The organism is Variovorax sp. Soil_C_26 (assembly GCF_057657075.1).
In genome coordinates, this window is sequence record NZ_JBDGJC010000002.1 from 350563 (window position 1) to 376335 (window position 25773).

A 25773-nucleotide genomic window follows, 5' to 3' on the forward strand; every position below is an offset into this window, starting at 1 on the left:
CTTCGCCTGCACCAGCTTGCATCACCCGCGCAGCGTGAAGCCTTCGAGCGCGCCCATCATGGTCTTGGGCAGTGGCCGCGCGAGTTCGCCGTGCTTGCTGGTCTCGAGCTTCAGCGTGACGAGCGATTCGATGAGCTTGGTGCCTGCGGCCACGCCGTCGATCACCGGCACGCCCAGCAGCCCGGCGATGTGCTCGCACAGGTCGGTCATGCCGGCGCAGCCGAGCACGATGCAGTCGGAGCCGTCTTCGTCGAGCGCGCGCCGGCATTCATCGACGATGCGCTCGCGCGCGTTGGAGCCGGGCTCCTCGAGCTCGAGCACCGGCAGCTCGCAGGCGCGCACGTTGGCGCAGAAGCGTTCCATGCCATAGATCTCGGCGAGGTGCCAGGCCTGGCCCATGGTGCGCCCGAGCGTGGTCACCACGCTGAAGCGGCTGGCGACCATGCTCGCGAGGTGCATCGCGGCTTCGGCGATGCCGACCACCGGCCCGCGCGCCAGTTCGCGCGCGGCCTTCAGGCCCGGATCGCCGAAGCAGGCGATCACGTAGCCGTCGATGCCGTCGCGCTCGCCGGCCGCGATCTCCTGCAGCAGGCCCGGCACGGCCAGCGCCTCGTCGTAGTGGCTCTCGATCGAGACCGGTCCCATCGCGGGGCTGACGGCCACGATCTCGGTGCCGGCGTGCGCTACCGCGCGGGCGCAGGCACCGATCTTCTCGGTCATGCTCCAGGTGGTGTTGGGATTGATGATCTTGATGCGCACGTGGCGGCCTTCCTTTTCTTCGGTGCGTGGGGTCAACGGGCTTTGATGGTGTTGCGATTCAGCAGGACGTAGATGACGAAACCGAGCGCCATGCCGATGAACCAGGCGTAGTTGGCCGCACCGCGCAGCGTCGGCACCATCACGCACAGGATCGGCACGAGCGCGGACGGGATCATCGCCTGGATGGCCTTCGGGTTGTAGCCGCCGCTGTACCAGTACTCGCCCTTCTCGCTCATGGTGTAGAGCGCGTCCACGTCGATGCGCTGCTTGCGCACGATGTAGTAGTCGGCAATCAGGATGCCGAACAGCGGGCCGATGAAGGAGCCGAGCACGTCGAGCGTGTAGTGGATGACCTCGGGGCTGTTGTAGAGGTTCCAGGGCGTGAGGAACACCGAGCCCACCGCAGCGATCATGCCGCCGGTGCGCCAGCTGATGTGCTGCGGCGCCACGTTCGAAAAGTCGAAGGCCGGCGAGACGAAGTTGGCCACGATGTTGATGCCGATGGTGGCGATCATGAAGGTCACCGCGCCCAGCACCACGGCGGTGGTGCTGTCGATCCTGCCGACCGTGTGCACCGGGTCGGTGATGAGTTCGCCGAAGACCGGCAGCGTGGCCGCCGTGGTGATCACGGTCAGCAACGAGAAGAACACGAAGTTGATCGGCAGGCCCCAGAAGTTGCCCTTCTTCACCGCCTCGAAGCTCTTGCCGTAGCGCGAGAAGTCGCCGAAGTTGAGCATCGGGCCGCTGAAGTAGCTCACTACCAGCGCGGTGGCCGAGAGCATCACCGGCAGTGCGTCCCAGCCCTGGAACTTGATGCCGCCGAGGTTCAGGTCGATGTTCTGCCAGCCGGCCTTCCACACCAGCCAGCCGCAGAGGATGGCCATCACCACGTACACCGCCGGGCCGGCCCAGTCGATGAACCGGCGGATGGCTTCCATGCCGTGCCAGAACACGAGCGCCTGCAGCACCCACATGACCATGAACGCCAGCCAGCCCAGCGCCGAGAGGCCCACGAAACCGTGCTGGGCCACGTCCGCATACGGTGCGAGGTTGGGGAACATGTGCAGCGCCAGCACCATGAAGGCCGCCGATGCGAGATAGGTCTGCACGCCGTACCAGGCCACCGCGATCAAGCCGCGGATGATCGCCGGAATGTTGGCGCCGAGCACGCCGAACGACGCGCGGCACACCACGGGGTAGGGCACGCCGGTCACCTGGCTGGGCTTGGCCACCAGGTTGCAGAACACCTGCACGATCACGATGCCCACGAGCAGCGACACCAGCACCTGCCAGCTCGACAGCCCGAGCGCGAACAGGCTGCCGGCTGTGATGTAGCCGCCCACGCTGTGCACGTCGGACATCCAGAACGCGAAGATGTTGTACTGGCCCCAGGTCTGCTTCTTCAGCGGCGCGAGGTCCTCGTTGGTCAGGCGCGGGTGGTAGCCGGGCTTGATGAGGGCGTTCGATTCGGCGTGCGGCCCGGTGCTGCCGGACCCGATCGGGGCCTCGCTGGCGACTGTGCTCATGGTCTTACCTCTTGGAGTGGGTGGTTGGGAAGCCAGTTGCGACGCAAATTTGCGCCCGCTTTGAGTTCGTTATTTGTATACAAAAACAGGATGCAATCAAGGTCATCCGAGAATTCATATATCCGTACATTCCCTGAGAACTGTCAACGGATCGGCCCACGGGCGTGCGCCCGCCGCCCGCGGGGGCGCGGGAGCAGGACAAGAAGAGGGAGGGGCCGCCGCGTGCTGCCGCGCGCGGCGTCGGGGCTCAGCCCGTGTTGCGCAGGCCGGCGGCCACGCCGTTGATCGAGATGTGGATGCCGCGCTGCAGCCGTTCGCCGCCGTCGCCCGCGCGGTAGCGGCGCATCAGTTCGACCTGCAGGTGGTGCAACGGGTCGATGTAGGGGAAGCGGTGGCGCACCGAGCGCTGCATCTCGGCATTGCCTTCGAGCCGCTGCTTCGCGCCGGTGATCAGCGTGAGCGCATCCGAGGTGCGGTGCCATTCGGCATCGATCATCGCGAACACCTTCTGGCGCAGCTTGCGGTCGGTTACGAGCTCGGCATATCGCGAGGCCAGCGCGAGGTCGCTCTTGGCCAGCACCATGTCCATGTTCGACAGCAGGGTGCGGAAGAACGGCCACTGCGCATACATGCGCCGCAGCACCGCAATGCGCTCCTTGCGGGCCGCCGGCGTGGCGGCTGCCGCGAGGAACTGTTCGACGCCCGCGCCGAAGCCGAACCAGCCCGGGATCGTGAGCCGGCACTGGCCCCAGCTGAAGCTCCACGGCACGGCGCGCAGGTCGTCGATCTTGTGGCTCGGGTTGCGCGAGGCGGGGCGCGAGCCGATGTTGAGTTCGGCGATCTCGCGGATCGGCGTCGAGCCGAAGAAGTAGTCGCCGAAGCCCGGCGTCTCGTAGACCAGCTTGCGGTAGGCCGCCATGCTCGCGCTCGAAAGCTCCGCCGCGGCCGACATGAAGGTGGCGGGCGCGGATTTGCCCTGCGGCAGCAGCGTGGCCTCGAGCGTGGCGGCCACCAGCGTCTCGAGGTTGCGCCGGCCGATCTCGCGGTTCGCGTACTTGGAGCCGATCACCTCGCCCTGCTCGGTGAGCCGGATCTGCCCGCGTACCGTGCCGGGCGGCTGCGCGAGGATCGCCTGGTAGCTCGGGCCGCCGCCGCGTCCCACCGTGCCGCCGCGGCCATGGAACATGCGCAGGCGGATCGGCGGGCGCCCGCTGCTCGCCGAAGCCTTCTTCTTCTTGTCGTTGAGCTCATCGAACAGCGCCACCAGCGCGGTGCCCGCGCGGTAGAGCTCCCAGTTGCTCGTGAAGATGCCGCCGTCCTTGTTGCTATCGCTGTAGCCGAGCATCACGTCCTGCTCGCCGCCCGAGCGCTCGACGAGTTCGGCGATGCCGGGCAGGGCATAGAACGCGCGCACGATCGGCGCGGCGTTGCGCAGGTCTTCGATGGTCTCGAACAGCGGCACGACGATCAGGTCGCAGACCGCGTTGTCGCTCAGGCTGCCGCGAAGCAGGCCGACTTCCTTCTGCAGCAGCAGGGCCTCGAGCAGGTCGCTCACCGTCTCGGTGTGGCTGATGATGTAGTGGCGGATGGCCGCCGCGCCGTAGCGCGCGCGGGCCGTGCGCGCGGCCGCGAAGATCGCGAGCTCGCTGGTGGCGAGCGGCGAGTACTCGGCATCGGGCACGCGCAATGGGCGCGCGTCGTCGAGCAGTTCGAGCAGCAGTTTCTGCTTGGCCTCTTCGGTCAGCGACACATACGCCGGCGCGATGCGTGCGGTGGCCAGCAGCTCGGCGACCACGGCCTCGTGCTTGTCGGAACTCTGGCGCAGGTCGACGGTGGCCAGATGGAAGCCGAACACCTCCACCGCGCGGATCAGCGGCCGCAGGCGCGGCGCGGCAAGCACGCTGCCGTGCTTCTCGCCGAGCGACTCCTCGACGGTGCGCAGGTCGGCCAGGAACTCCTCCGCCGCGGCGTAGGGGTTCTGCGGCGGCACCGCATGCCGCGCGGCCTCGCCGCCCGTGAGTTCGCGCAGCGTTGCCGCGAGGCGCGCGTACACGCCGGTGAGCGCGCGGCGGTAGGGCTCGTCCATGCGGTGCTCGCTCGTGTCGGGCGAGCGTTCGGCCAGCGCCTGCATCTCGACCGACACGTCGACCAGCGTGGCCGACAGCGAAAGCTCGCCACCCAGGTAGTGCACTTCGGTGAGGTAGTGGCGCAGCGCCAGCTCGGCTTGGCGGCGCAGCGCGTATTCGAGCGTCTCGGCCGTCACGTTGGGATTGCCGTCGCGGTCGCCGCCGATCCATTGGCCCATGCGCAGGAAGGTCGCCACCGAGGGCGTGATGCCGCCCTGGCCCAGGGCTTTCTCGAGGTCGGCGTAGACGCGCGGGATCTCGCGCAGGAAGGTGGCCTCGTAGTAGCTCAGCGCGTTCTCGATCTCGTCGGCCACGGTGAGCTTGGAGAAGCGCAGCAGGCGCGTCTGCCACAGCTGCGTGACGCGGGTGCGCATCTGCGTTTCGTTCTCGGCGAATTCGATCGGCGTCAGCGCGTCCTTCGCGCCGGCATAGGCGCCCTGGCGCAGCTTGATCTCGTCGCGCGCCGTGAGCAGCTGCGCGATCGCGCGCTCGGCATCGAGGATGCTCTTGCGCTGTACCTCGGTCGGGTGCGCGGTCAGCACCGGCGACACGTAGCTGTGGGCCAGAGAGGCGACGATCTGCTCGGGCTTCACGCCGGCCTTGCGGATGCGCGCCAGCGCGGTCTGCAGGTCGCCGTCGGCGCTCTCACCGGCACGTTCCGCTTCGGTGCGGCGGCGGATCTGGTGCCGATCTTCGGCCAGGTTCGCAAGATGGCTGAAGTACGTGAAGGCGCGGATCACGCGCACCGTCTCGGCGGCACTGAGGCCCTTGAGCAGGCTCTTGAGCGCGCGGTCGGCGGCATGGTCAGCATCGCGGCGGAACGCCACCGAGAGCGTGCGGATCTTCTCGACCAGGGCATAGGTCTCCTGCCCTTCCTGCTCGCGGATCACGTCGCCGAGGATCCGGCCCAACAGCCGGATGTCGTCGATCAGGGGCTGGTCTTCGGCTTGCCGGCGCTTGGCGGGCGCAGGGGTCTTGCTGGCTTTCATTCGATGCTTTTTCCTGGACGTGAAAGAAGACGCCGCCTGCGTTGCTGCGGCGCAACATGCTAGCATTCCGGCCGTCCGAACTCGTACTTTTTTGGGAGCGATCTTGAGCCCTATCGTGATCGCCACGCGCGAAAGCCGGCTGGCCATGTGGCAGGCCGAACACGTGCAACAACTGCTCCAGGCGCGGGGCCAGACGGTCACCCTGCTGGGCATGACCACACGCGGCGACCAGATCCTCGACAAGTCGCTCAGCAAGGTGGGCGGCAAGGGGCTCTTCGTGAAGGAGCTCGAGCTCGCGCTCGAGGAAGGCCGCGCCGACATCGCGGTCCATTCGCTGAAGGACGTGCCGATGGACCTGCCCGAAGGCTTTGTGCTGGCCGGCGTGCTGGAGCGCGAAGACCCGCGCGATGCGCTGGTGTCGCCGCACTACGCCTCGCTCGATGCGCTGCCGCAGGGCGCTGTGGTCGGCACCTCGAGCCTGCGCCGCGTCGTGCTGCTGCGGGCGCTGCGACCCGACCTGCGCATCGAGCCGCTGCGCGGCAACCTCGACACCCGCCTGCGCAAGCTCGACGAAGGCCAGTACGACGCGATCGTGCTTGCGGCGGCCGGGCTCAAGCGCCTCGGGCTCGAAAGCCGCATCCGCGTCGCATTCGAGCCCGACACCATGCTTCCGGCCGCGGGGCAGGGCGCCCTCGGCATCGAGGTGCGTGCCGACCGTGCTGAGCTGATCGCGCTGCTCGGCACGCTGTCGCATCCGCGCGACTGGCTCGCCACCGCCGCCGAGCGCGCCGTGAGCCGCGCCATGGGCGGCAGCTGCTCGATGCCGCTGGCGGCCCATGCGCGCTGGCAGCCCGATGGCGCGCTGCGCGTCGATGCGGCCTGGGGCGACCCCGAGGGGCGCGCCGCGCTGGTGCGCGTGCAGGCCGAGGCGCCGGTGGCCGATCTTGCGCAGGCCGGCATGGTGGGCGAACGCGCGGCCGCGCTGCTGCGCCAGGCCGGCGCGCGCTGAGCGTCCGATGGCCGCGAAGCCCGTCATCGTGACGCGGCCCGCGCGCGAGGCCGCGCAATGGGTCGACCTCTTCCGTGCCGCCGGGCTTCGGGCCGAGGCGCTGCCGCTGATCGTGATCGAACCCGCGCTCGACACCGCCCCGCTGCACGTCGCGTGGAAGCGCCTGTCCGGCTATGCCGCACTGATGTTCGTGAGCGCCACGGCCGTCGAACATTTCTTCGCCCACGCGGGCGAGGGCGTGCCCGGCTTGCCGCCCGGCCTGCGCTTCTGGGCCACCGGCCCCGGCACCACGCGTGCGCTGCAGCGGGCCGGTGTGGCCGACCATGCCATCGACGCGCCGCCTACCGATGCGGAACGCTTCGATTCCGAGGCGCTCTGGTCCCTTGTGAAGACCCAGGTCGGTGACGGCGTGCGCGTGCTGATCGTGCGCGGCGGCGACGCGGCCGGGGCGCCGAGCGGGCGCGACTGGCTCGCGAAGGAGATCGACGCCGCCGGCGGCCTGCGCGACACGGTGGTCGCCTACCGGCGGCTCGCGCCCAGTTTCGACGACACGGCGCGTGCACTCGCGCGCGAAGCCGCCGCGGGCGGCGCCATCTGGCTCTTCAGCAGCTCCGAGGCGATCCGCAACCTGTGCCATGCCATGCCCGGCATCCCATGGGACGAGGCCCGCGCGGTGGCCACGCACGAACGCATCGGTGATGCGGCGCGCGCCGCGGGCTTCGGCGCCGTGCGCGTGTGCGCGCCCCTGCGAGAGGCGTTGATCGCGTCGATAGAATCGTTCTCATGAGTGCTGCGTCCCCGCCCGACGACTTCTCCCCCTCGCCGTCCGCCGCCGATGCGGCCGCGCCGTTGCCGGCCCCGGTGTCGATGTCGCAGACGCCGGAGTCGTTGGCCGCAGCGGCAAGAACGCTTTCGCGCATCGCCCTCGGCCTGCTGGCGCTCGTGGCCCTGGCTGCGCTGGTGATCGCCATCGCGCTGTGGCAGCGGGTCAGCGGCATGCAGGAGCAATTGGCTCGCCAGAGCGCCGAAGCGCAGGCCCAGTCGCTCGAGGCGCGCACGCTCGCGCGCCAGGCCATGGACACGGTGCGCGACACCGCGGCCCGCGCAGCCCTCACCGAGACGCGGGTGGCCGAAGTCGCGCTCCAGCGCTCGCAGCTCGAGGAACTGATGCAGAGCCTCTCGCGCTCGCGCGACGAGAACCTCGTGGTCGACATCGAATCGGCCATCCGCCTGGCCTTGCAGCAGGCCCAGGTCACGGGCAGCGTGGAGCCGCTGCTGGCGGTGATGAAGTCCGGCGACCTGCGCATCGCGCGCGCAGCGCAGCCCCGGCTCGCGCCGCTGCAGCGCGCCATGCAGCGCGATGCCGATCGCCTGCGCAGCAGCGCGAGCGCCGACAACGGTGAAGCGCTGCGGCGCATCGACGAGCTGATGCGCGGCGTGGACGACCTGCCGCCGCTGAACGCCGTCGCCATGCGCGGCAGCGGCCTCAACGCCTGGCAGCCCGAACCCATTCCGGCCGACGCGCCCTGGTGGGAAAAGGCGCTGTTGACCGTGCGCGCCGAACTCCGCTCGCTGGTGCGCGTGGGCCGCATCGAGCGGCCCGAAGCCGTGCTGCTGGCGCCCGACCAGACCTACTTCCTGCGTGAGAACCTCAAGCTCAAGCTGCTCAATGCGCGGCTCTCGCTGCTGTCGCGCCAGATGGACACCGCGCGCAGCGAACTCGCGGTGGTCGCCAGCGCGCTGAACCGCTATTTCGATCCCGCCTCGCGGCGCACGCAGGCGGCGGCCACGCTGCTGCAGCAGCTCCAGACCCAGGTGAAGGCCACCGAGCCGCCGCGCATCGACGAAACGCTGGCCGCGCTCGCAACCGCCGCAGCGGGGCGCTGATGAGAGCGGCGCTCTGGCTCCTCGGCCTGTTCGCCATCGCGGCAGCGGTGGCCCTGTTCGCGGGCAACAACCAGGGCACGATCACGGTGTTCTGGCCGCCCTGGCGGGTCGATCTTTCGCTCAATCTGGTGCTGCTGATCCTGTTCGCGGTCTTCGCATTGCTTCACCTGGCATTGCGCGGCCTCGCGGCGTTGTTCTCGCTGCCGACGCAGGCGCGGCAGTGGCGGCTGCAGCAGAAGGAACGCACGCTGCATGCGGCCGTGCTCGACGCGATGGTGCAACTGATCTCTGGGCGTTTCTCACGCGCGCGCAAGGCCGCGCAGGCCGCGCTGGTGCAGGAGAAGACGCTCGCGGCACTCGACGCGCACCTGCCGCAGGCGCAGCAGGTGCGCGTGCTCGCCCATCTGCTCGCGGCCGAAAGCGCGCAGGCATTGCAGGACAGGCCCGCACGCGATGCGCATCTGCAGCAGGCGCTCAACGAAAGTACCGATCGCACCCTGCTCGCGAGCCCCGAGACGCGCGAAGGCGTGCAGTTGCGCGCCGCCCGCTGGGCGCTCGAAGACCGTGATCCGGCGGCCGCGCTTGCGCGTCTTGAAGAGCTGCCCCAGGGCGTTCAGCGGCGCACGCTCGCGCTGCGCATCCGCCTCAAGGCGGCGCGCCAGGAAGGGCGCTCGCTCGAGGCCCTCGAAACTGCACGCCTGCTCGCCAAGCACCGGGCCTTCTCGGAAGCCGCGGCGCGCAGCATCGTGCGCGGCCTCGCCACCGACCTGCTCTCGGGCGCGCACGATCCGGCCCAACTGCTGCGCGCATGGTCGGAACTCGAGCCGGCCGAGCGCGAGATGCCCGAGATCGCGATCCATGCCGCCCAGCGCATGGTGGCGTTGCGCGGCGACCTGTCGGTGGCGCGCGGCTGGCTGCTGCCGGCCTGGGAGCGCATGGTCGCGCAACCGCACGGCCTGGGCGACGCGTTGCGCGTCAAGCTCGCGCGGGCGCTCGAGGCCGGCTTCGATTCGGTCGATCCCGAATGGCTGGCGCGCATCGAATCGGCCCAACGCAACAATCCACGCGACCCGAACCTGCAGTACCTCGCGGGCATGGCCTGCATGAAGCACCAGCTCTGGGGCAAGGCGCAGCAGCTGCTCACGCAGGCCGGCCAGACCCTGCAGGACGCGGACCTCTACCGCCGCGCCTGGCTCGCCATCGCCGAGCTGGCAGAAGCGCGCGGCGACGAAGCGCAGGCGGCGGCGGCCTGGAAGCGCGCTGCGCAGGGGCAGACCGACAAGGCCTGAGCGGGAAACGAGAGAGCCCAAAAAAAACGGCGCCTCATCGGCGCCGTTTTTCGTTGTTGGCCACCGGGCCTCGCGACCCGGTGGCTTGCTCGCTGCTGCGTCAGTTCACGTTTTGCGCGTCGGAGGATGCCGCTGCCTTCTCGAACGGCAGGCTCATTGCGCCGAGATCGCGGCGGGTTTCGACCAGCACCAGCGGACCTTCGTCGAGCACGACGGCCGGCGGACGTTCGCGCGGCACATGCACCGGCTTCGGCTCGGCCGCCATGGCGGCGCGCGCCTGCGCGATGCGCTCGGCGTCGGAGTTCACCCATTGCAGACCCGACTTTTCGGCGACCTGCGCCAGTTCGTCGAGCGGCAGCTGGAAGGGTTGGACCTTCGGCAGCGCCCGGCCGCTGGCAGCGGGCTGGCTCGGTGCGGGGCTTGCGACGGGCGCGGGTGCAGCCACCGCAGCCACCGGCGCGGGGGCTGGTGCCGGTGCGGGCGCAGGAACCGTTGCCGCGGCCGGGACGAATGCCGGTGCCGCTGCTTCGGCCGCAGCCGCTTCCGCGGGGCGGTCGAAGTAGCTGCGTCGTGCCGGTGCGTCTTCGGCGACAGCGCGCTCGGCCGGCACCTGCGCAGCAGGCATGGCCTCGCCGGCCTCTGCAACGGCAGCGCCGTCGGCCGATGGCCTGGCTTCGCTCTCGTCGCGCGGGGCGCGTTCGCGTCGATCGCGGCCGTAGCGGTCACGCGAACGACCACGGCGCTCTTCGCCATCGCGACGCGGCGCTTCGCCTTCGGTGCCGGCTGCGAGTTCAGCCGGCTCGGCTGCACCGCGCTCGGCATCGTCCGGCGTGGCGGCTGCTTCGCTGTCGCTGCCGAAGCGCGGCTGGCCTTCGCCACGGCGCTCGCCGCGGCGGCCTTCGCCGCGCTCGCCACGCGGGCCACGCTCGTCGCGGCCGCTGCGCGGTGCGCGTTCGGGCTGTACGCCGTCCTGCGGTGCGGCGGCGTTGTCGCCGTCGGTGGATTCGCGCGCCATCTCGGTGTCGTTGCGCTGCGGCTGCGGCTGCGGCTGTTGCTCGCCGCGCTCGGTGCGTTCACCACCGCGCTCGCCACGTTCACCACGCTCGCCGCGTTCACGGCGTTCGCCACGTTCACCGCCCCGGGCGCGGGGTGCGCGCTCGGCCGTGGTGTTGCCTTCGTCGCCGGCCTCACCGTTGGGCGCGAGCTGCTGGGCTTCGAGGTTGGTGTTGTCGATCGGATCGCCCGATGCCGCGCGGGCACCGCGGCCTTCGCCGTCGCGGCGTTCGCCACGGCCACCGCGGCGCTGCTCGCCGTCGCGCGGGGCACGGGCCTCACGCGGTTCGCGGGGTTCACGCTGCTCGCGCGGTTGGGCGGCGGCGTCGTTGCGGAGTTCGCTGCCGTTGCCGCGTGCCTCGCGCTGTTCGCGTCCTTCGCGGCGCTCGCCACCGCGTCCACCGCGGCGTTCGCCATCGCGCCCGCCCGAGCGGCCACCGTTCTCGCCGGTGCGGCCACCGCGGCGCTGTTCGCCGTCGCCGCGGGCGCCGCGCGCCTCGCCATCGCGGCCGGTGCGGCCGCCGTCACGCCGGGTGGGCTTCGGGGGCTCGACCGGGATCATGGTGCTCGGTGCGGGCGCTGGCGCCGGCGTGCCCGAGAACCAGCCCTTGAGGCGTGCGAAGAAGCCGGTTTCGGCCGGTGCCGGTGCGCTCACGACTGGCGGTGCAACCGGTGCCGGGGCCACGGCCACGGGGGCGCGCACCGGTTCGGGCCGGGGCACCGCCACGGGCGCCGGTGCGTCGGGCAGCACGCCCTTGATGACCGGCGTCTGCTTGTTGGTCGGCTCCTGCGAGCGGCGGGTGACCGAAGTCGGGTCCTCGACCTCGTCGGCCATCTTGTAGCTGGCTTCGATGTGGTCGAGGCGCGGGTCGTCGTGCTTCAGGCGCTCGAGCTTGTAGTTCGGCGTTTCGAGCGTCTTGTTCGGCACCATGAGCACGGTGACGCGCTGCTTGAGCTCGATCTTCGCGATCTCGGGGCGCTTTTCGTTCAGCAGGAACGAGGCCACTTCGACCGGCACCTGAACGTGCACGGCGGCCGTGTTGTCCTTCAGGCACTCTTCCTGAATGATGCGCAGGATCTGCAGTGCGCTGGATTCGGTATCGCGGATGTGGCCCGAGCCGCCGCAGCGGGGGCAGGGGATCGACGAGCCCTCCGACAGCGCCGGCTTCAGGCGCTGGCGGCTCATTTCCATCAGGCCGAACTTGCTGATCGAGCCGAACTGCACGCGGGCGCGGTCTTGCCGCAGCGCATCGCGCAGGCGGCTTTCGACTTCGCGGCGGTTCTTCGACTCGTCCATGTCGATGAAGTCGATGACGATCAGGCCACCGAGGTCGCGCAGGCGCATCTGGCGGGCCACTTCGTCGGCGGCTTCGAGGTTGGTGCGCGTGGCGGTTTCCTCGATGTCGCCGCCCTTGATGGCGCGGGCCGAGTTCACGTCGACCGACACGAGCGCTTCGGTGTGGTCGATCACGATGGCGCCGCCCGAGGGCAGCTGCACGGTGCGGGCATAGGCCGACTCGATCTGGTGCTCGATCTGGAAGCGGCTGAACAGCGCCGCATCGTCGCGGTAGCGCTTCACGCGGGCGGCATGCTCGGGCATGACGTGCGCCATGAACTGCTGCGCTTGCTCGTAGATGTCGTCGGTGTCGATCAGGATGTCGCCGATGTCGTGATTGAAGTAGTCACGGATGGCGCGGATGACGAGCGAGGATTCCTGGTAGATCAGGAAGGCGCCCTTGCCGCCCTTGCCCGCGCCGTCGATGGCGGTCCAGAGCTTGAGCAGGTAGTTCAGGTCCCACTGGAGTTCGGGCGCCGAGCGGCCGATGCCAGCGGTGCGCGCGATGATGCTCATGCCCTTCGGGTACTCGAGCTGGTCCATCGCCTCCTTGAGCTCGGCGCGGTCGTCGCCTTCGATGCGGCGCGAAACGCCCCCGCCACGCGGGTTGTTCGGCATCAGCACGACATAGCGGCCGGCCAGCGAGATGAAGGTGGTGAGGGCCGCGCCCTTGTTGCCGCGTTCTTCCTTCTCGACCTGGACGGTCAGTTCCTGGCCTTCCTTGATGACGTCCTGGATGCGCGCCTGGCTGGCGGAAACGCCTTCGGCAAAGTACTGCTTGGAGATTTCCTTGAACGGCAGGAAGCCGTGGCGGTCTTCGCCGTAGTCGACGAAACAGGCTTCGAGCGACGGCTCGACGCGCGTCACGACGGCCTTGTAGATGTTGCCCTTGCGCTGTTCGCGCCCTTCGATCTCGATCTCGTAGTCGAGGAGCTTTTGCCCGTCGACGATGGCCAGGCGGCGTTCTTCGGCCTGCGTGGCATTGATCAGCATCCGCTTCATGATGCGTTGTCCTTCTATGTATCGTTCTACCGGCCCATGACGGGCCAACGATGCACGGACGACGCCCGCGAAACGAGGGGAATTGCCGCTTGGCCCCGGATGCTGTGCTGTGCCGCGCAGGCGCGGACAAGCCTCTCGAGCGTCAGCTCAGGAGGACAGCCGGGGTGGGGGCGCGTGGATGGGCGCGAGCCAGATTCGGTGTTGAGCGGCCATCTTTTCGATGGCAGGGTGCGCAATGGTGGCGCGCGGCGCGGATGATTCCATGCCGGAGGCCGCTGGCAGAAGCCAGGTCGGCCAGCGCAGGCACAGTCGAATCAGCAGCATCAACACAAGGGGCTCGCTTCGATCCGCCTGCAGCTCGGAAGCTGCAGGCTGGGTATTCCGTATCGGTGTTTCGTGGGTGTCGGCTTGACTTGGGTGCAGGGCCTGCCACTTTGCGCGCTTGCGCGGGGTTTGCAGTCTCGGCGCCAAAGCGGCATCGACCTCGCAGCGTTGTAGTGGGTGCTTGACCGCAGTGGTCTAAACTTCTGTCTAATCAAGCACTTACACGACCGCGCTGGTGAAAAACATTATAGGTGCGAAGCACAGCCCCGCGGCGCCCCAAATCGCGGGAAATGAAGGCGGCGCGCCCGGCGCGTCCATCAAATTCATTACTGTGGACGCCGAATCGGCCGGACAGCGGCTCGACAACTTCCTTTTCCGCCACCTGAAGGGCGTTCCCAAGACGCATGTCTACCGGATCATCCGATCGGGCGAGGTGCGCATCAACAAGGGACGCGTGCAGGCCGAGACGCGCATCGAGGCCGGCGACGTGCTGCGGCTGCCGCCGGTGCGGATCTCGGCGCGCGCCGAGGAGGGCGCCACGCCGCCGGCGCCCGCGCGCGAGTTCCCGGTGCTGCTCGAGGACGACGCCGTGCTCGCCATCGACAAGCCCGCCGGCGTGGCGGTGCATGGCGGCAGCGGCGTGAGCTTCGGCGTGATCGAACAGCTGCGGACCGCCCGGCCCGGCGCGAAATTCCTCGAACTGGTGCACCGGCTCGACCGCGAAACCTCGGGCATCCTGCTCGTGGCCAAGAAGCGCAGCGCGCTGGTGGCGCTGCAAGACCAGTTCCGCGAACGCGAGACCGGCAAGACCTATCTGGCGCTGGTCGAAGGAACCTGGCCCGCGAACCGCAAGGTGCTCGATGCGCCGCTCGCGCGGTTCCTGCTGCCGGGCGACGGTGCGGGCGCCGGCGAACGCCGCGTGCGCGTGGTCGCCAAGGACCACCCCGACGCGATGCACGCGGTGACGCTGGTGCGCGTGCTTGCGCGGCTCACGCTGGCGGGCGAGGCCGCGCCGTTGTCGCTGCTCGCAGTCACCATCAAGACCGGCCGCACGCACCAGATCCGGGTGCACCTGGCCTCGGCCGGCCACCCGATCGCGGGCGACGACAAGTACGGCGACTCGGACCGCCAGCGCGCACTCCAGCGGCTGGGGCTGCGGCGCATGTTCCTGCATGCCTGGCGACTGCAATTCAACCATCCCGCGACCGGCGAGCGCGTGGCGCTGCAGGCCGACCTGCCGCCCGAACTGCATACCCTGATACCGCCGCCCGCCCTCGAGGCGCTGGCCCAACATCCCCTTCCCACGGCCCATGACTGACCCCACTACCCGACCCTTGCGTTTCGACCTGATTGCCTTCGACTGGGACGGCACCCTCTATGACTCCACGCGGCTCATCGTGCGCTGCATCCAGGCCGCGGTGGTCGACGTCGGCGGCGCGAAGCCGAGCGAGAACGACGCTGCCTGGGTGATCGGCCTGGGCCTGGCCGAGGCGCTCGCGCGCGCGGCACCCGACGTGCCGAAGGAGAAATACCCCGAGCTCGGCGCCCGCTACCGCTACCACTACCTGCAGCACCAGGACGACCTCGTGCTGTTCGACGGCGTGCTGCAGATGCTCGATGCGCTGCGCGCGCGCGGCCACAAGCTGGCTGTGGCCACGGGCAAATCGCGCCGCGGCCTCAACGAGGCGCTCCGGTCGGTGGCGCTGCGCGAGCGCTTCGACGGCTCGCGCACCGCCGACGAGACCTTCGGCAAGCCGCATCCGCGGATGCTGCTCGAACTGATGGAAGAGCTCGAAGTGCCGGCGGAGCGCACGCTGATGATCGGCGACACCACGCACGACCTGCAGCTCGCGCTCAATGCCGGCTGCGCGAGCGTGGGCGTGAGCTACGGCGCGCACGAGCCCGGGAGCTTCGACGAACTGAAGCCGTTGTTCGTGGCCCACTCGGTGGCCAGCCTCGAGGCGTGGCTGCTCGAGAACGCCTGACGACCGCCTGCGACCGCCTGACAATCGCGCGATGACGAGCGAAGAACAGCGCATTCCCCTGTGCAACGGGTCCGACCTGGTCGAAGGCGGCCGTGCCGTTCCCTTCGACGTGGTCTATGGCGGTGAGACCTGCCGGGCCTTCGCGGTGCGCTTCGAAGGGCAGCCGCACGCCTACCTGAACCGGTGCAGCCATGTGGCGATGGAAATGGACTTCCAGCCCGACCGCTTCTTCGACGATTCGGGCCAGTGGCTGCTGTGCGCCACGCACGGCGCGGTCTACCGGCCCGACACGGGCGAATGCGCGGGCGGCCCGTGCCGCGGCGGCCTCGTGAAGATCGCCCTGAGCGAAAGCCACGGCGTGGTCCACTGGCATACTGCCTGGAACCTCCATCCCCTGACATTCTGAAATGACCGACTCGAACCGCACGGAACCCGAAGGCTTCGAACCCTTCGAGCCGGCGACCCCTTTGGCGCCCTCGCAGGGCGCACCGAGAAACATGGCCAAAGATCCCACGCAACGCCCCGGCTGGGAGCGTGCAACGCTCGAAAAACTCGCCTTCGCATCGCTGAACGAACAGAAGGCGGCGCGCCGCTGGAAGACCTTCGTGCGCCTGTCGTGGCTCGCCTTCTTCATCTTCCTGGTCTGGCTGGCCATGTCGCGCAGCGCGCCGAGCACCGCCACGAGCACGGCGCACACGGCGGTGGTTGAGGTCAAGGGCGAGATCGCCAACGGCAGCGATGCGAGCGCCGAGTTCGTGATCGCCGCGTTGAAGACGGCCTTCGAGGACCAGGGTGCCAAGGGCATCGTGCTGCTCATCAATTCGCCCGGCGGCAGCCCGGTGCAGGCCGGCATCATCAGCGACGAGATCAAGCGCCTGAAGGCCAAGCACAAGAAGCCGGTCTATGCCGTGGTCGAGGAAACCTGTGCCTCGGCGGCGTACTACATCGCGGCAGCCACCGACAAGATCTTCGTCGACAAGGCCAGCATCGTCGGCAGCATCGGCGTGCTGATGGACGGCTTCGGCTTCACGGGCGTGATGGACAAGGTCGGCGTCGAGCGCCGCTTGCTCACGGCCGGCGAGAACAAGGGCTTCCTCGATCCGTTCAGCCCCATGAACGACGCGCAGCGTGCCCATGCCCAGGCGATGCTCGACCAGATTCACACACAGTTCATCAATGTGGTGAAGACCGGGCGCGGCGACCGGCTCAAGCTCGACACGCCGGGGCTCTTCAGCGGTCTGTTCTGGAGCGGCGAGAAGGCCGTCGAGTTCGGCTTGGCCGACCAGCTGGGCAACGTCGACTTCGTGGCGCGCGAAGTCATCAAGGCCGAGGAGGTCACCGACTACACGCGGCGTGACAACGTGGCCGAGAAGCTCGCGAAGAAATTCGGCGCCGCCATGGGCGCCGCCACCGTCCGCTCGCTGCAGTCCGCCTCGCCGGCGCTGCGCTGAGATCGGCAGCGGCTGCCCGGCGCGATCAAGCCGCGATCAAGCCCGGGTGCCGCGCTCGGTGAAGCGCGCCGAGGCCGCGAGCGCCACCGCGAACGCCACCACCACATACAGCGCGGCCGTCAGCGAACTGGCGCGCGCCAGCAGCCCGATCACCGCCGGCCCGGCCATGAAGCCCAGGTACGCCACGGCCGACACCGCGGCAATGCCGCTGGCGGGTTCCACGCCGGGCACGCGGGCCGAGGCGCCGAACAGGATCGGCACCACGTTCGCAAAGCCCACGCCCACGCCCGCGAAGCCGAGCAGTGCGACCCACGGCAGGTGCGTCAACAGCACCAGCGTCATGGCAGCGGCCGCGAGCAGGCCGCTGCCGAGCAACAGGGCGGCGGGCGAGAAGCGGGCGCGCAGCGCGTCGCCGCCGAAGCGCGCCGCCGCCATGGCTGCGGAAAAACTCGCATAGGCCAGTGCGGCCTGCTGCTGCGGGCTATGGAGCTCCTGCTGCATGTACAGCACGCTCCAGTCGTAGATGGCGCCCTCGGCGATCAGGCCCAGCGCGGCGAGCACGCCCAGCACCGCGAGCGTGCCGCGCGGCAGGCGGAAGCCATGGCGCGCGGCCGCGTCGCCGGCAGCGGCAACGGGCGGCAGCATGCGGGTCGAGGCGATCGCGACCGCAGCCATCATCGCCGCCGCCACCCACAGCAGGTGCGCCTGGGCCCCAAGTCCGGCAGCCAGCGCGGCGCTGCCGCTTGCGGCGCCGGCCATGCCGCCGAGGCTGAACATGCCGTGCATGCCGCTCATCAGCGGCTTGCCGCCCTTCAGCTCGAGCTGGGCCGCCTCGGTGTTGATGGCAACGTCGAACACGCTGGTGACGAGCCCGAAGGCGGCCAGCAGCGCCAGCAGCGCGAAATAGCCCGGCATGGCGATGAGACCCGCGAGCAGCAACGCGTAGATGCAGCCGCAAATAGCCGCCATGCGGCGGGCGCCGTGGCGGCCGATCCATCGGCCTGCGCTCGTGAGGCCGAACATCGCGCCGGCGCCGGCCGCGAGCATGGCGAGGCCGAGTTGTGCCTCGTCGATGCCGTAGTGCGCCTTGACCGTGGGCACGTGCACGCCCCACGTCGCGAAGATGAAACCGGAAGAGAAAAACTGCGCGCGCGAGGCCCAGCGGTGGCTGGCGGTCACCCTCATCGTCAACGTCCGATCGCGAACACGGCCGGCAGGCGCTCGTCCGCGGTGCTCTTGGGCTGGGTGCGCCACGTCTTCGCGGTCTGGCTGCGAACGTCGGCGGTGGCCAGCGTCAGCCCGCGCGCGACGGCGAGCCGCGTGTTGTGCTGCAGCGTCTGCACCAGCGCCTGCAGGAGTGCGGCATTGCGGTAGGGTGTCTCGATGAACAGCTGCGTCTGGCCGGTTCGCAGCGCCAGCGCCTCGAGATCGCGGATGCGGCCCTGGCGCTCGCCGGCATCCTGCGGCAGGTACCCGACGAAGGCGAAGTTCTGGCCATTGAGGCCGCTCGCCGCCAGCGCCAGCAGCAGCGACACCGGGCCGGTGAGCGGGACCACGGCCAGGCCGAGATCGTGCGCAGCCCGCGCCACCGACGAGCCGGGATCGGCCACTGCCGGCATGCCCGCCTCGCTGAGCAGTCCGATGTCATGGCCTTCGAGCGCGGCGGCGAGCAGCGGCCGAGCGTCGAACTGGCCCGCATGGTCGCCCTTCTTGTGCACTTCGCGCGGCAGTTCGCGGATGTCCTGCGCCTGTAGTGGCGCGGCCAGCGGCACCACCGCATCGATCCGCTTCAGGTAGGCGCGCGCCGACTTCGCGTTCTCGCAGATCCAGTGGGTGAGGCCCGCGGCGACCTGGAGGGTTCCGAGCGGCAGCGCGTCCTGCAGCGGCGCCTGCGATTCGCAGCCGAAGTCGAGTGGCGCGGGCACGAGGTAGAGCTTGCCCGGCGTCACAGGAGTTCGACTCCCGCGGCGCGCAGCATCCGGCAGGTGCGGATCAGCGGCAAGCCCACGAGTGCCGTGGGGTCGTCGCTGTCGATGGCGTCGAGCAGGGCGATGCCGAGGCCTTCGCTCTTGGCGCTCCCGGCGCAGTCGTAGGGCTGCTCGGCCTGCAGGTAATTTTCGATCGCGTCATCAGTGAGCTCGCGGAACACCACCCGAACGGGCGCCAGGTCGTGCTGGACGAAGCCGCTCGCGTGGCAGACCACCGCCACCGCCGTCTGGAACACCAGCGTCTGGCCGCGCATGCGCCGCAACTGCGCGGTCGCGCGCGCATGGTCGCCCGGCTTGCCCAGCGCCTCGCCGGCCAGGTCGGCCACCTGGTCGGAACCGATCACCACGGCTTCGGGAAAGCGCGCCGCCACCGCGTGGGCCTTTTCGAGCGCCAGGCGTTCGGCCAGCGCCCGGGGCGACTCGCCGCCGCGCGGGGTTTCGTCGACGTCGGGCGGCTGCACGTCGAAGGGCAGGCGCAGGCGGGAAAGCAGTTCGCGCCGGTAGCGCGAGGTCGAGGCAAGGATCACGGGGCGTTGCATGGGATGATTGTGCGTGAGCGCGCTAGACTGGTGAGGATGAAGAGAGAATTTGCCCCCGAACGGCTCGACGTGGCCCGCTTTGCCCTCGCGGGCGCCACGCTGGAAGCGGCCGAGCCGGTTGCGAACTACGTGCGGCTCGCGGCCGAGCTGGCGACCGAGGCCGACCCCGCAGCCGACACCCTCGTGCGCTGGACAGCCAGCGGCGAAGAGCGTCCCGGCGCCGACGGCAAGGCCGAGCCCTGGCTGCACCTGGACGCCGAAGCGACGCTGCCCCTGACTTGCCAGCGCTGCCTGACGCCGGTGGCGACGCCGGTCATGGTGAGCCGATGGTTCCGTTTCGTCGCCGACGAGGCCACGGCCGAGGCCGAGGACGAGGAAGCCGACGAAGACGTGCTCGCGATGAGCCGCGACTTCGACCTGCACGCGCTCGTCGAAGACGAACTGCTGATGGAAATTCCCGTCACGCCCGCGCATGACGTCTGTCCCGTGCCGGTCCGGCTGTCGTCCAGCGACGACGATTTCAACGCGGCGGAAGAGGCCAAGCCGAACCCGTTCGCGGTGCTCGGTGCGCTGCGTCCGCGTGGCCCCAAAGAGGGCGGGTAGCCCTTATCCGCCAGCTGGGCTATAATCATGGGCTTCGCGCGCGCCGCCGTGATCAGCAATGCCATTCATCATTGCCACCGCAAGAGAGCGCATCCAATCACTCACCTCACAGTCCAGGAGCCATCATGGCCGTCCAGCAAAACAAGAAGTCGCCTTCCAAGCGTGGCATGCACCGTTCGCACAACGCGCTGGTCGTGCCCGGTATCGCCGTCGAGCCCACCACCGGCGAAACGCACCTGCGCCACCACATCAGCCCCAACGGTTTCTACCGTGGCCGGCAAGTGCTCAAAAACAAGTCCGAAGCCTGATCTCGCATCCCAAGGCCGAGGCCCGAAGCTACTTTTGCCGTAGCGTCGGGCCTTTGTTTTGATGGCTACGTCTTCTCCCGAATCCACTGCTGCGCCTTCCGCGATCACGCTTGCCGTCGATTGCATGGGAGGCGACCACGGGCCGCGCGTCACGCTCGCGGCCTGCCGCGCGTTTCTCGAGCGGCACAGTGAGGCCTCCTTGCTGCTGGTAGGTGCGCCGGCCGCATTGGCGGGCTTCGCCGCGCATCCGCGCGCCCGCGTCGTGCCGGCCAGCGAAGTGGTGGGCATGGACGACCCGATCGAGATCGCGCTGCGCAAGAAGAAAGATTCTTCCATGCGCGTGGCGATCCAGCAGGTGAAGGACGGCGCGGCGCACGCGGCGGTGTCCGCCGGCAACACCGGCGCCTTGATGGCGATTGCGCGCTACCTGCTCAAGACGCTCGACGGTATCGACCGCCCCGCGATCGCACCGCAACTGCCGAACGTGAAGGGTGGCGCGACGACCGTGCTCGACCTGGGCGCCAACGTCGATTGCGACGCCGAGGACCTGCTGCAGTTCGCCGTGCTCGGTTCCGCCCTGGTTTCCGCGCTCACGGGCAACGAGGCGCCATCGGTGGGCCTGCTCAATATCGGCGAGGAAGCCATCAAGGGCAGCGAAACCATCAAGAAGGCCAGTCAACTGCTGCGAACTGCTGCCAATTCGAAAGATCTCAACTTCTACGGCAACGTCGAGGGCAACGACATTTTCAAAGGCACCACCGACATCGTCGTATGCGACGGCTTCGTCGGGAACGTGGCGCTCAAGGCCAGCGAAGGCGTGGCTTCGATGATTGGCGATTTCATTCGGGTCGAATTTTCCCGCAATGTTTTCACCAAGATGGCTGCAATTGCAGCCTATCCGGTCCTAAAAGCGTTCAAAAGCCGCCTTGACCACCGCCGCTACAATGGCGCGGCCCTGCTTGGCCTGCGCGGGCTGGTTTTCAAGAGCCATGGCTCGGCTGACGAAGTGGCTTTCGGCCATGCGCTCGATCGCGCTTATGATGCCGCTCGCAACAACCTGCTCGATCGCGTGCGGGCCCGCATTGCCCACGCCGCGCCATTGCTCGCGCGGCAGGAGCCCGCGGTGTCCCAGGACGCGACGGCCCTTCACGCTTGATGAGCCCATATTCACGCATCACCGGCACCGGCAGCTACCTGCCACCGCGCCGGGTGACCAACGACGACCTCGCCAGTGAACTGGCGCTGCGCGGCGTCGAGACCTCCAATCAGTGGATCGTCGAGCGCACCGGCATCCACGCGCGCCACTTCGCGGCACCGGAGGTGTCGAGCAGCGACCTCGCCCTTGAAGCGGCCCGGCACGCCCTCGAGGCGGCAGGCCGCAAGGCGGAAGAGATCGACCTGATCATCGTCGCGACCTCGACGCCGGACATGGTGTTTCCGTCGTCGGCCGCGATCCTCCAGAACAAGCTTGGCATTGCCGGCTGCCCGGCCTTCGACGTGCAGGCGGTCTGCAGCGGCTTCGTCTATGCCCTTACGGTGGCTGACGCGATGATCCGCACCGGCACGGCACGGTGCGCGCTGGTGGTGGGCGCCGAGGTCTTCTCGCGCATCCTCGATTTCAACGACCGCACCACCTGCGTGCTGTTCGGCGACGGCGCGGGCGCGGTGGTGCTTGAGGCCAGCGAGGAGCCCGGCATTCTCGCGAGCGACCTGCATGCGGATGGCAAGCACGTGGGCATCCTGTGCGTGCCCGGCCATGTGTCGGGCGGCAACGTGCTCGGCACACCGCTGCTGCACATGGACGGTCAGGCCGTCTTCAAGCTCGCTGTGCGCGTGCTCGAGGAAGCCGCCCGTACCACGCTCGCGAAGGCCGGCAAGACCGAAGCCGACATCGACTGGCTGATTCCGCACCAGGCGAACATCCGCATCATGGAAGGCACGGCGAAGAAGCTCAAGCTGCCGCTCGAGAAGCTTGTCGTCACGGTCAACGAGCACGGCAACACGTCGGCCGCCTCGATCCCGCTGGCGCTCGACGAGGCCGTGCGGTCCGGGAGGGTGAAGAAAGGCGAGACGCTCATGCTTGAAGGCGTGGGCGGTGGCTTCACCTGGGGTGCGGTGCTACTGAATCTATAGCATGCCGCCGTCCGCAGTCGCGTACCACGGCGTTCGCATGCGCCATAAAAAACAATGAAATCCTTTGCTTTTGTCTTTCCCGGCCAGGGCTCTCAGGCCGTCGGCATGCTCGACGCCTGGGGCGATCATCCGGCCGTGACCGAGACCTTGCGCGAGGCGTCCGAAGCGCTCGGCGAAGACATCGGCGCGCTGATCAAGAACGGTCCCAAGGAAGAGCTGGCGCTCACCACCAACACCCAGCCCGTGATGCTGGTGGCTGGCGTGGCCGCCTGGCGTGCCTGGCTCGCCGAGGGCGGCGCGGCCCCTGCGGTCGTGGCGGGGCATTCGCTGGGCGAGTATTCGGCACTCGTGGCGTCGGGCGTGCTCACGCTGGCGCAGGCTGCGCCGCTCGTGCGGTTCCGCGCCAAGGCCATGCAGCAGGCCGTGCCGGTGGGCGCAGGTGCGATGGCGGCGGTCCTCGGCATGGAGGCCTCGAAGGTGATCGCTGGTTGCGCCGAGGCCACCGCGTCCTTCGGCGCGGGCAGTGCCGAAATCGTCGAGGCGGTGAACTTCAACGATCCGATGCAGACGGTGATCGCCGGCAGCAAGGCCGCGGTCGACAAGGCCTGCGAGCTGCTCAAGGCGGGCGGCGCCAAGCGCGCGCTGCTGCTGCCGGTGTCGGCACCGTTCCATTCGAGCCTGATGAAGCCCGCCGCCGAGGCGCTGCGCGAGAAGCTCAGCACGATCAGGCTGGCCGCGCCGCAAATTCCGGTGCTCAACAACATCGACGTGGCGGTGGAAACCGAGTCCGAGCGCATCCGCGAGGCCCTGGTGCGCCAGGCCGCCGGTCCGGTGCGGTGGGTCGAGAGCGTCCAGGCCTTGAAACTGCGCGGTGTCGCCGCCATCATCGAGTGCGGGCCCGGCCGGGTGCTGGCCGGAACGGTCAAGCGCATCGCCCCCGAACTCGAAGCCGCGTCGGTGTACGACCCGGCCACGCTCGCAGACACCCGTCAACTGCTCGCCTGATGAGCGGCCCAAGGCCCGATACTCCTTTTATGAGCATTCCAAAATTCGAAGGGCAGGTTGCCCTGATCACAGGCGCATCGCGCGGCATCGGCGCGGCAATCGCGCTCGAACTCGCGCAGCGCGGTCTCAAGGTGGTCGGCACTGGCACCACCAACGACAGCGCGGCCAAGATCACGTCGGCCCTGAGCGCGTTCGACGGCCGCGGCCGTGCGCTCGACGTGAACGACGGGGCGGCCGTCGAAGCGCTCATCGACGAGATCGTCAAGGCTTATGGCGCGATCCACGTGCTGGTCAACAACGCCGGCATCACGCGCGACACGCTGGCCATGCGACTCAAGGACGAAGACTGGGATGCGGTGCTCGACACCAATCTGAAAGCCGTGTTCCGGCTTTCGCGCGCGGTGATCCGCCCGATGATGAAGCAGCGCTACGGCCGCATCATCAGCATCACGAGCGTGGTGGGCGCCGCCGGCAATGCCGGCCAGGCCAACTACGCGGCCGCCAAGGCCGGCGTTGCCGGCATGACCCGCGCGCTCGCGCGCGAACTCGGCAGCCGCAACATCACGGTCAACTGCGTCGCGCCGGGCTTCATCGAAACCGACATGACGGCCAGCCTTCCCGAAGCCCAGCAGCAGGCGCTGCTGCAGCAGATCCCGCTCGGGCACCTGGGCAAGCCGGCCGACATCGCGCATGCGGTGGCCTACCTCGCATCGCCTCAGGCGTCGTACGTGACGGGGCAGGAGCTGCACGTCAACGGCGGCATGCACATGTAGCCGAAAGGCGCAATGTTTTCCCGTACCGGACGCACGGCAAATGCCACAATGCGCCCGGCTAAAATCCACTGTTACCTACAACCCTCAGAGGGAACCAAATGAGCGATATCGAAGCACGTGTCAAGAAAATCATCGCCGAGCAGCTCGGCGTGGAAGAGTCTCAAGTGACGAATGAAAAGGCTTTCGTGGCCGACCTCGGCGCTGACTCGCTCGACACGGTCGAACTCGTGATGGCACTCGAAGACGAGTTCGGCATCGAGATCCCCGACGAAGATGCCGAAAAGATCACCACGGTGCAAAACGCCGTCGACTACGCCACCAAGAATCAAAAGGCCTGATCGGCCAATTGATGCTGCGACGGCGCCTGGCGGCTTTTCTTCACTGAACCGCAAGCGCCGATCGGCAGCTGCTCCACGCTTCCAGAAAGGTTTGCCGGCATGACCAAACGCCGCGTCGTCGTGACCGGACTCGGTTGCATCGCTCCTGTCGGAAACTCCGCAACCGAATCCTGGGCCAACCTGTTGGCCGGGAAGTCGGGCATTGCGAACATTACCGCCTTCGATGCAAGCGCCTTCGCCTGCAAGTTCGCAGGCGAGGTGAAGGGTTTCGACATCACCCAATACATTTCCGAGAAGGAAGCGCGTCACATGGACCGCTTCATCCATCTCGGCCTTGCCGCGGCCATCCAGGCCGTGCAGGACAGCGGTATCCAGACCAACGATGCGCTTTCGCCCGAAGAGGCGACGCGCATTGGCTGCAACATCGGCTCGGGCATCGGCGGGTTGCCGATGATCGAAGAAACGCACGGGGAGCTCGTGAACCGCGGCCCTCGCCGCGTGTCGCCGTTCTTCGTGCCGGCCTCGATCATCAACATGATCTCGGGCCACGTCTCCATCAAGTACGGCTTCCAGGGGCCGAACATCGCGGTCGTCACGGCCTGCACCACCGGCTTGCATGCGATCGGCCTGTCGGCCCGCATGATCGAGTACGGCGATGCCGACGTGATGGTCGCGGGCGGCGCCGAATCGACCGTCTCGCCGCTGGGCATCGGCGGCTTCGCGGCGGCGCGCGCACTCTCGACGCGCAACGACGATCCCGCCACGGCCTCGCGCCCGTGGGACAAGGACCGCGACGGCTTCGTGCTCGGCGAGGGCGCCGGGGTGGTCGTGCTCGAGGAGTACGAGCACGCCAAGGCGCGCGGCGCCAAGATCTACGCCGAGGTTTCGGGCTTCGGCATGAGCGCCGACGCGTATCACATGACGGCGCCCAATGTCGACGGACCACGCCGGTCGATGTCGATGGCGCTCGCCAATGCGGGGGCCAACGCCGACGAGGTGCAGTATCTCAATGCGCATGGCACTTCCACGCCGCTGGGCGACCTGAACGAGACCAACGCGATCAAGAACACCTTCGGCGACCATGCGAAGAAGCTGATCGTGAACTCCACCAAGTCGATGACCGGCCACCTGCTGGGCGGCGCTGGCGGCATCGAGTCGGTGTTCACAGTGCTCGCGCTGCATCATCAGAAGAGCCCGCCGACCATCAACATCTTCAACCAGGATCCAGAGTGCGATCTCGACTACTGCGCCAACGAGGCGCGCGATCTGAAGATCGATGTCGCGGTCAAGAACAACTTCGGCTTCGGCGGCACCAACGGCACGCTGGTGTTCAAGCGCGTTTGAGCATTG

General features: G+C 68.7%; 23 protein-coding genes. 16 read left to right on the forward strand and 7 right to left on the reverse strand.

Annotated features, from left to right (window positions below):
- Nucleotides 1-21 precede the first annotated feature (21 nt).
- From AC3A6G_RS07140 to ppc, 3 genes are all read right to left on the reverse strand, one after another.
- On the reverse strand, nt 22-759 hold the full coding sequence (locus AC3A6G_RS07140) for an aspartate/glutamate racemase family protein (protein WP_487860044.1): 738 nt from the start codon (nt 757-759) through the stop codon (nt 22-24).
- 32 nt (nt 760-791) lie between these two features.
- Nucleotides 792-2285 carry an NCS1 family nucleobase:cation symporter-1 gene (locus AC3A6G_RS07145; RefSeq protein WP_487859574.1) on the reverse strand — a complete coding sequence of 498 codons (1494 nt, stop codon included), beginning with the start codon at nt 2283-2285 and terminating at the stop codon, nt 792-794.
- A 247-nt stretch (nt 2286-2532) separates the two neighbouring features.
- Entirely contained in the window at nt 2533-5400 is a 2868-nt protein-coding gene (gene ppc / locus AC3A6G_RS07150) for a phosphoenolpyruvate carboxylase (protein WP_487873419.1), read from the reverse strand.
- Nucleotides 5401-5545: 145 nt separating this feature from the next.
- Between ppc and hemC the strand changes: the two genes are divergently transcribed.
- The 4 genes from hemC to AC3A6G_RS07170 are packed head-to-tail and all read left to right on the forward strand — an operon-like array spanning nt 5546 to nt 9585.
- Nucleotides 5546-6409: a hydroxymethylbilane synthase gene (gene hemC, locus AC3A6G_RS07155; protein ID WP_487873600.1), complete on the forward strand. Its 864-nt coding sequence runs from the start codon at nt 5546-5548 to the stop codon at nt 6407-6409.
- Between the two features lie 7 nt (nt 6410-6416).
- Nucleotides 6417-7196 (forward strand): uroporphyrinogen-III synthase, encoded by a 780-nt coding sequence (locus tag AC3A6G_RS07160; protein WP_487873420.1) that lies wholly within the window; start codon nt 6417-6419, stop codon nt 7194-7196.
- Entirely contained in the window at nt 7193-8296 is a 1104-nt protein-coding gene (locus AC3A6G_RS07165) for a uroporphyrinogen-III C-methyltransferase (protein ID WP_487873421.1), read from the forward strand. The genes AC3A6G_RS07160 and AC3A6G_RS07165 overlap by 4 nt, the downstream gene beginning before the upstream one ends.
- Nucleotides 8296-9585 carry a heme biosynthesis HemY N-terminal domain-containing protein gene (locus tag AC3A6G_RS07170; RefSeq protein WP_487864195.1) on the forward strand — a complete coding sequence of 430 codons (1290 nt, stop codon included), beginning with the start codon at nt 8296-8298 and terminating at the stop codon, nt 9583-9585. Before AC3A6G_RS07165 ends, AC3A6G_RS07170 begins: the two co-directional genes overlap by 1 nt.
- A 100-nt stretch (nt 9586-9685) precedes the next feature.
- On the opposite strand, the gene AC3A6G_RS07175 is transcribed toward AC3A6G_RS07170, so the two are convergent.
- The gene (locus AC3A6G_RS07175) at nt 9686-12976 is read right to left on the reverse strand and encodes an Rne/Rng family ribonuclease (RefSeq protein ID WP_487873422.1); all 3291 of its coding nucleotides are present in this window, start codon (nt 12974-12976) and stop codon (nt 9686-9688) included.
- A gap of 559 nt (nt 12977-13535) precedes the next feature.
- Between AC3A6G_RS07175 and AC3A6G_RS07180 the strand changes: the two genes are divergently transcribed.
- Genes AC3A6G_RS07180 through AC3A6G_RS07195 form a run of 4 tightly spaced genes read left to right on the forward strand, consistent with a single transcriptional unit; the run spans nt 13536 to nt 16736 of the window.
- The gene (locus AC3A6G_RS07180) at nt 13536-14618 is read left to right on the forward strand and encodes an RluA family pseudouridine synthase (RefSeq protein ID WP_487873423.1); all 1083 of its coding nucleotides are present in this window, start codon (nt 13536-13538) and stop codon (nt 14616-14618) included.
- A complete protein-coding gene (locus AC3A6G_RS07185) occupies nt 14611-15285 on the forward strand; it encodes an HAD family hydrolase (protein ID WP_487859582.1) in 675 nt (224 codons plus the stop codon). The genes AC3A6G_RS07180 and AC3A6G_RS07185 overlap by 8 nt, the downstream gene beginning before the upstream one ends.
- Before the next feature lie 31 nt (nt 15286-15316).
- Nucleotides 15317-15691, forward strand: coding sequence for a Rieske (2Fe-2S) protein (locus tag AC3A6G_RS07190; RefSeq protein ID WP_487873424.1), 375 nt, complete (start codon nt 15317-15319; stop codon nt 15689-15691).
- Between the two features lies 1 nt (nt 15692).
- A complete protein-coding gene (locus AC3A6G_RS07195) occupies nt 15693-16736 on the forward strand; it encodes a S49 family peptidase (RefSeq protein ID WP_487859584.1) in 1044 nt (347 codons plus the stop codon).
- A 36-nt stretch (nt 16737-16772) separates the two neighbouring features.
- On the opposite strand, the gene AC3A6G_RS07200 is transcribed toward AC3A6G_RS07195, so the two are convergent.
- From AC3A6G_RS07200 to AC3A6G_RS07210, 3 genes are read right to left on the reverse strand one after another with little or no spacing between them, the layout of a single operon-like run.
- The gene (locus AC3A6G_RS07200; protein WP_487873425.1) at nt 16773-17921 is read right to left on the reverse strand and encodes an MFS transporter; all 1149 of its coding nucleotides are present in this window, start codon (nt 17919-17921) and stop codon (nt 16773-16775) included.
- Nucleotides 17922-17923: 2 nt separating this feature from the next.
- Nucleotides 17924-18685: an SAM-dependent methyltransferase gene (locus AC3A6G_RS07205; protein ID WP_487859586.1), complete on the reverse strand. Its 762-nt coding sequence runs from the start codon at nt 18683-18685 to the stop codon at nt 17924-17926.
- Nucleotides 18682-19263, reverse strand: a complete 582-nt coding sequence (locus AC3A6G_RS07210; RefSeq protein ID WP_487859587.1) for a Maf family protein — start codon at nt 19261-19263, stop codon at nt 18682-18684. Before AC3A6G_RS07210 ends, AC3A6G_RS07205 begins: the two co-directional genes overlap by 4 nt.
- A gap of 36 nt (nt 19264-19299) precedes the next feature.
- On the opposite strand from AC3A6G_RS07210, the gene AC3A6G_RS07215 reads away from it, so the two are divergent.
- The 8 genes from AC3A6G_RS07215 to fabF all read left to right on the forward strand — a co-directional run bounded on the left by AC3A6G_RS07215 (nt 19300) and on the right by fabF (nt 25767).
- Complete coding sequence (locus AC3A6G_RS07215; protein ID WP_487873426.1) at nt 19300-19866, forward strand: YceD family protein; 567 nt, start codon at nt 19300-19302, stop codon at nt 19864-19866.
- A 125-nt stretch (nt 19867-19991) separates the two neighbouring features.
- On the forward strand, nt 19992-20174 hold the full coding sequence (gene rpmF / locus AC3A6G_RS07220; protein ID WP_007830466.1) for a 50S ribosomal protein L32: 183 nt from the start codon (nt 19992-19994) through the stop codon (nt 20172-20174).
- 61 nt (nt 20175-20235) lie between these two features.
- On the forward strand, nt 20236-21330 hold the full coding sequence (gene plsX, locus AC3A6G_RS07225; RefSeq protein WP_487859589.1) for a phosphate acyltransferase PlsX: 1095 nt from the start codon (nt 20236-20238) through the stop codon (nt 21328-21330).
- A complete protein-coding gene (locus tag AC3A6G_RS07230; protein ID WP_487859590.1) occupies nt 21330-22307 on the forward strand; it encodes a beta-ketoacyl-ACP synthase III in 978 nt (325 codons plus the stop codon). Before plsX ends, AC3A6G_RS07230 begins: the two co-directional genes overlap by 1 nt.
- A gap of 54 nt (nt 22308-22361) precedes the next feature.
- Nucleotides 22362-23312: an ACP S-malonyltransferase gene (gene fabD / locus AC3A6G_RS07235; protein ID WP_487873427.1), complete on the forward strand. Its 951-nt coding sequence runs from the start codon at nt 22362-22364 to the stop codon at nt 23310-23312.
- A gap of 29 nt (nt 23313-23341) precedes the next feature.
- Complete coding sequence (gene fabG, locus AC3A6G_RS07240; RefSeq protein WP_487873428.1) at nt 23342-24085, forward strand: 3-oxoacyl-ACP reductase FabG; 744 nt, start codon at nt 23342-23344, stop codon at nt 24083-24085.
- A 98-nt stretch (nt 24086-24183) separates the two neighbouring features.
- Entirely contained in the window at nt 24184-24423 is a 240-nt protein-coding gene (gene acpP / locus AC3A6G_RS07245; RefSeq protein WP_007830471.1) for an acyl carrier protein, read from the forward strand.
- A 99-nt stretch (nt 24424-24522) separates the two neighbouring features.
- Nucleotides 24523-25767 carry a beta-ketoacyl-ACP synthase II gene (fabF, locus tag AC3A6G_RS07250; protein ID WP_487873429.1) on the forward strand — a complete coding sequence of 415 codons (1245 nt, stop codon included), beginning with the start codon at nt 24523-24525 and terminating at the stop codon, nt 25765-25767.
- The last annotated feature ends 6 nt before the right edge of the window (nt 25768-25773 follow it).

Bases quoted from the DNA above. Each gene is read 5' to 3' on its own strand.
- AC3A6G_RS07145 (WP_487859574.1), bottom strand. From the start codon at position 2,285: ATGAGCACAGTCGCCAGCGAGGCCCCGATCGGGTCCGGCAGCACCGGG.
- ppc (WP_487873419.1), bottom strand. From the start codon at position 5,400: ATGAAAGCCAGCAAGACCCCTGCGCCCGCCAAGCGCCGGCAAGCCGAA.
- hemC (WP_487873600.1), top strand. From the start codon at position 5,546: ATGTGGCAGGCCGAACACGTGCAACAACTGCTCCAGGCGCGGGGCCAG.
- AC3A6G_RS07160 (WP_487873420.1), top strand. From the start codon at position 6,417: ATGGCCGCGAAGCCCGTCATCGTGACGCGGCCCGCGCGCGAGGCCGCG.
- AC3A6G_RS07165 (WP_487873421.1), top strand. From the start codon at position 7,193: ATGAGTGCTGCGTCCCCGCCCGACGACTTCTCCCCCTCGCCGTCCGCC.
- AC3A6G_RS07170 (WP_487864195.1), top strand. From the start codon at position 8,296: ATGAGAGCGGCGCTCTGGCTCCTCGGCCTGTTCGCCATCGCGGCAGCG.
- AC3A6G_RS07175 (WP_487873422.1), bottom strand. From the start codon at position 12,976: ATGAAGCGGATGCTGATCAATGCCACGCAGGCCGAAGAACGCCGCCTG.
- AC3A6G_RS07185 (WP_487859582.1), top strand. From the start codon at position 14,611: ATGACTGACCCCACTACCCGACCCTTGCGTTTCGACCTGATTGCCTTC.
- AC3A6G_RS07190 (WP_487873424.1), top strand. From the start codon at position 15,317: ATGACGAGCGAAGAACAGCGCATTCCCCTGTGCAACGGGTCCGACCTG.
- AC3A6G_RS07195 (WP_487859584.1), top strand. From the start codon at position 15,693: ATGACCGACTCGAACCGCACGGAACCCGAAGGCTTCGAACCCTTCGAG.
- AC3A6G_RS07200 (WP_487873425.1), bottom strand. From the start codon at position 17,921: ATGAGGGTGACCGCCAGCCACCGCTGGGCCTCGCGCGCGCAGTTTTTC.
- AC3A6G_RS07210 (WP_487859587.1), bottom strand. From the start codon at position 19,263: ATGCAACGCCCCGTGATCCTTGCCTCGACCTCGCGCTACCGGCGCGAA.
- AC3A6G_RS07215 (WP_487873426.1), top strand. From the start codon at position 19,300: ATGAAGAGAGAATTTGCCCCCGAACGGCTCGACGTGGCCCGCTTTGCC.
- rpmF (WP_007830466.1), top strand. From the start codon at position 19,992: ATGGCCGTCCAGCAAAACAAGAAGTCGCCTTCCAAGCGTGGCATGCAC.
- plsX (WP_487859589.1), top strand. From the start codon at position 20,236: ATGGCTACGTCTTCTCCCGAATCCACTGCTGCGCCTTCCGCGATCACG.
- AC3A6G_RS07230 (WP_487859590.1), top strand. From the start codon at position 21,330: ATGAGCCCATATTCACGCATCACCGGCACCGGCAGCTACCTGCCACCG.
- fabD (WP_487873427.1), top strand. From the start codon at position 22,362: ATGAAATCCTTTGCTTTTGTCTTTCCCGGCCAGGGCTCTCAGGCCGTC.
- fabG (WP_487873428.1), top strand. From the start codon at position 23,342: ATGAGCATTCCAAAATTCGAAGGGCAGGTTGCCCTGATCACAGGCGCA.
- acpP (WP_007830471.1), top strand. From the start codon at position 24,184: ATGAGCGATATCGAAGCACGTGTCAAGAAAATCATCGCCGAGCAGCTC.
- fabF (WP_487873429.1), top strand. From the start codon at position 24,523: ATGACCAAACGCCGCGTCGTCGTGACCGGACTCGGTTGCATCGCTCCT.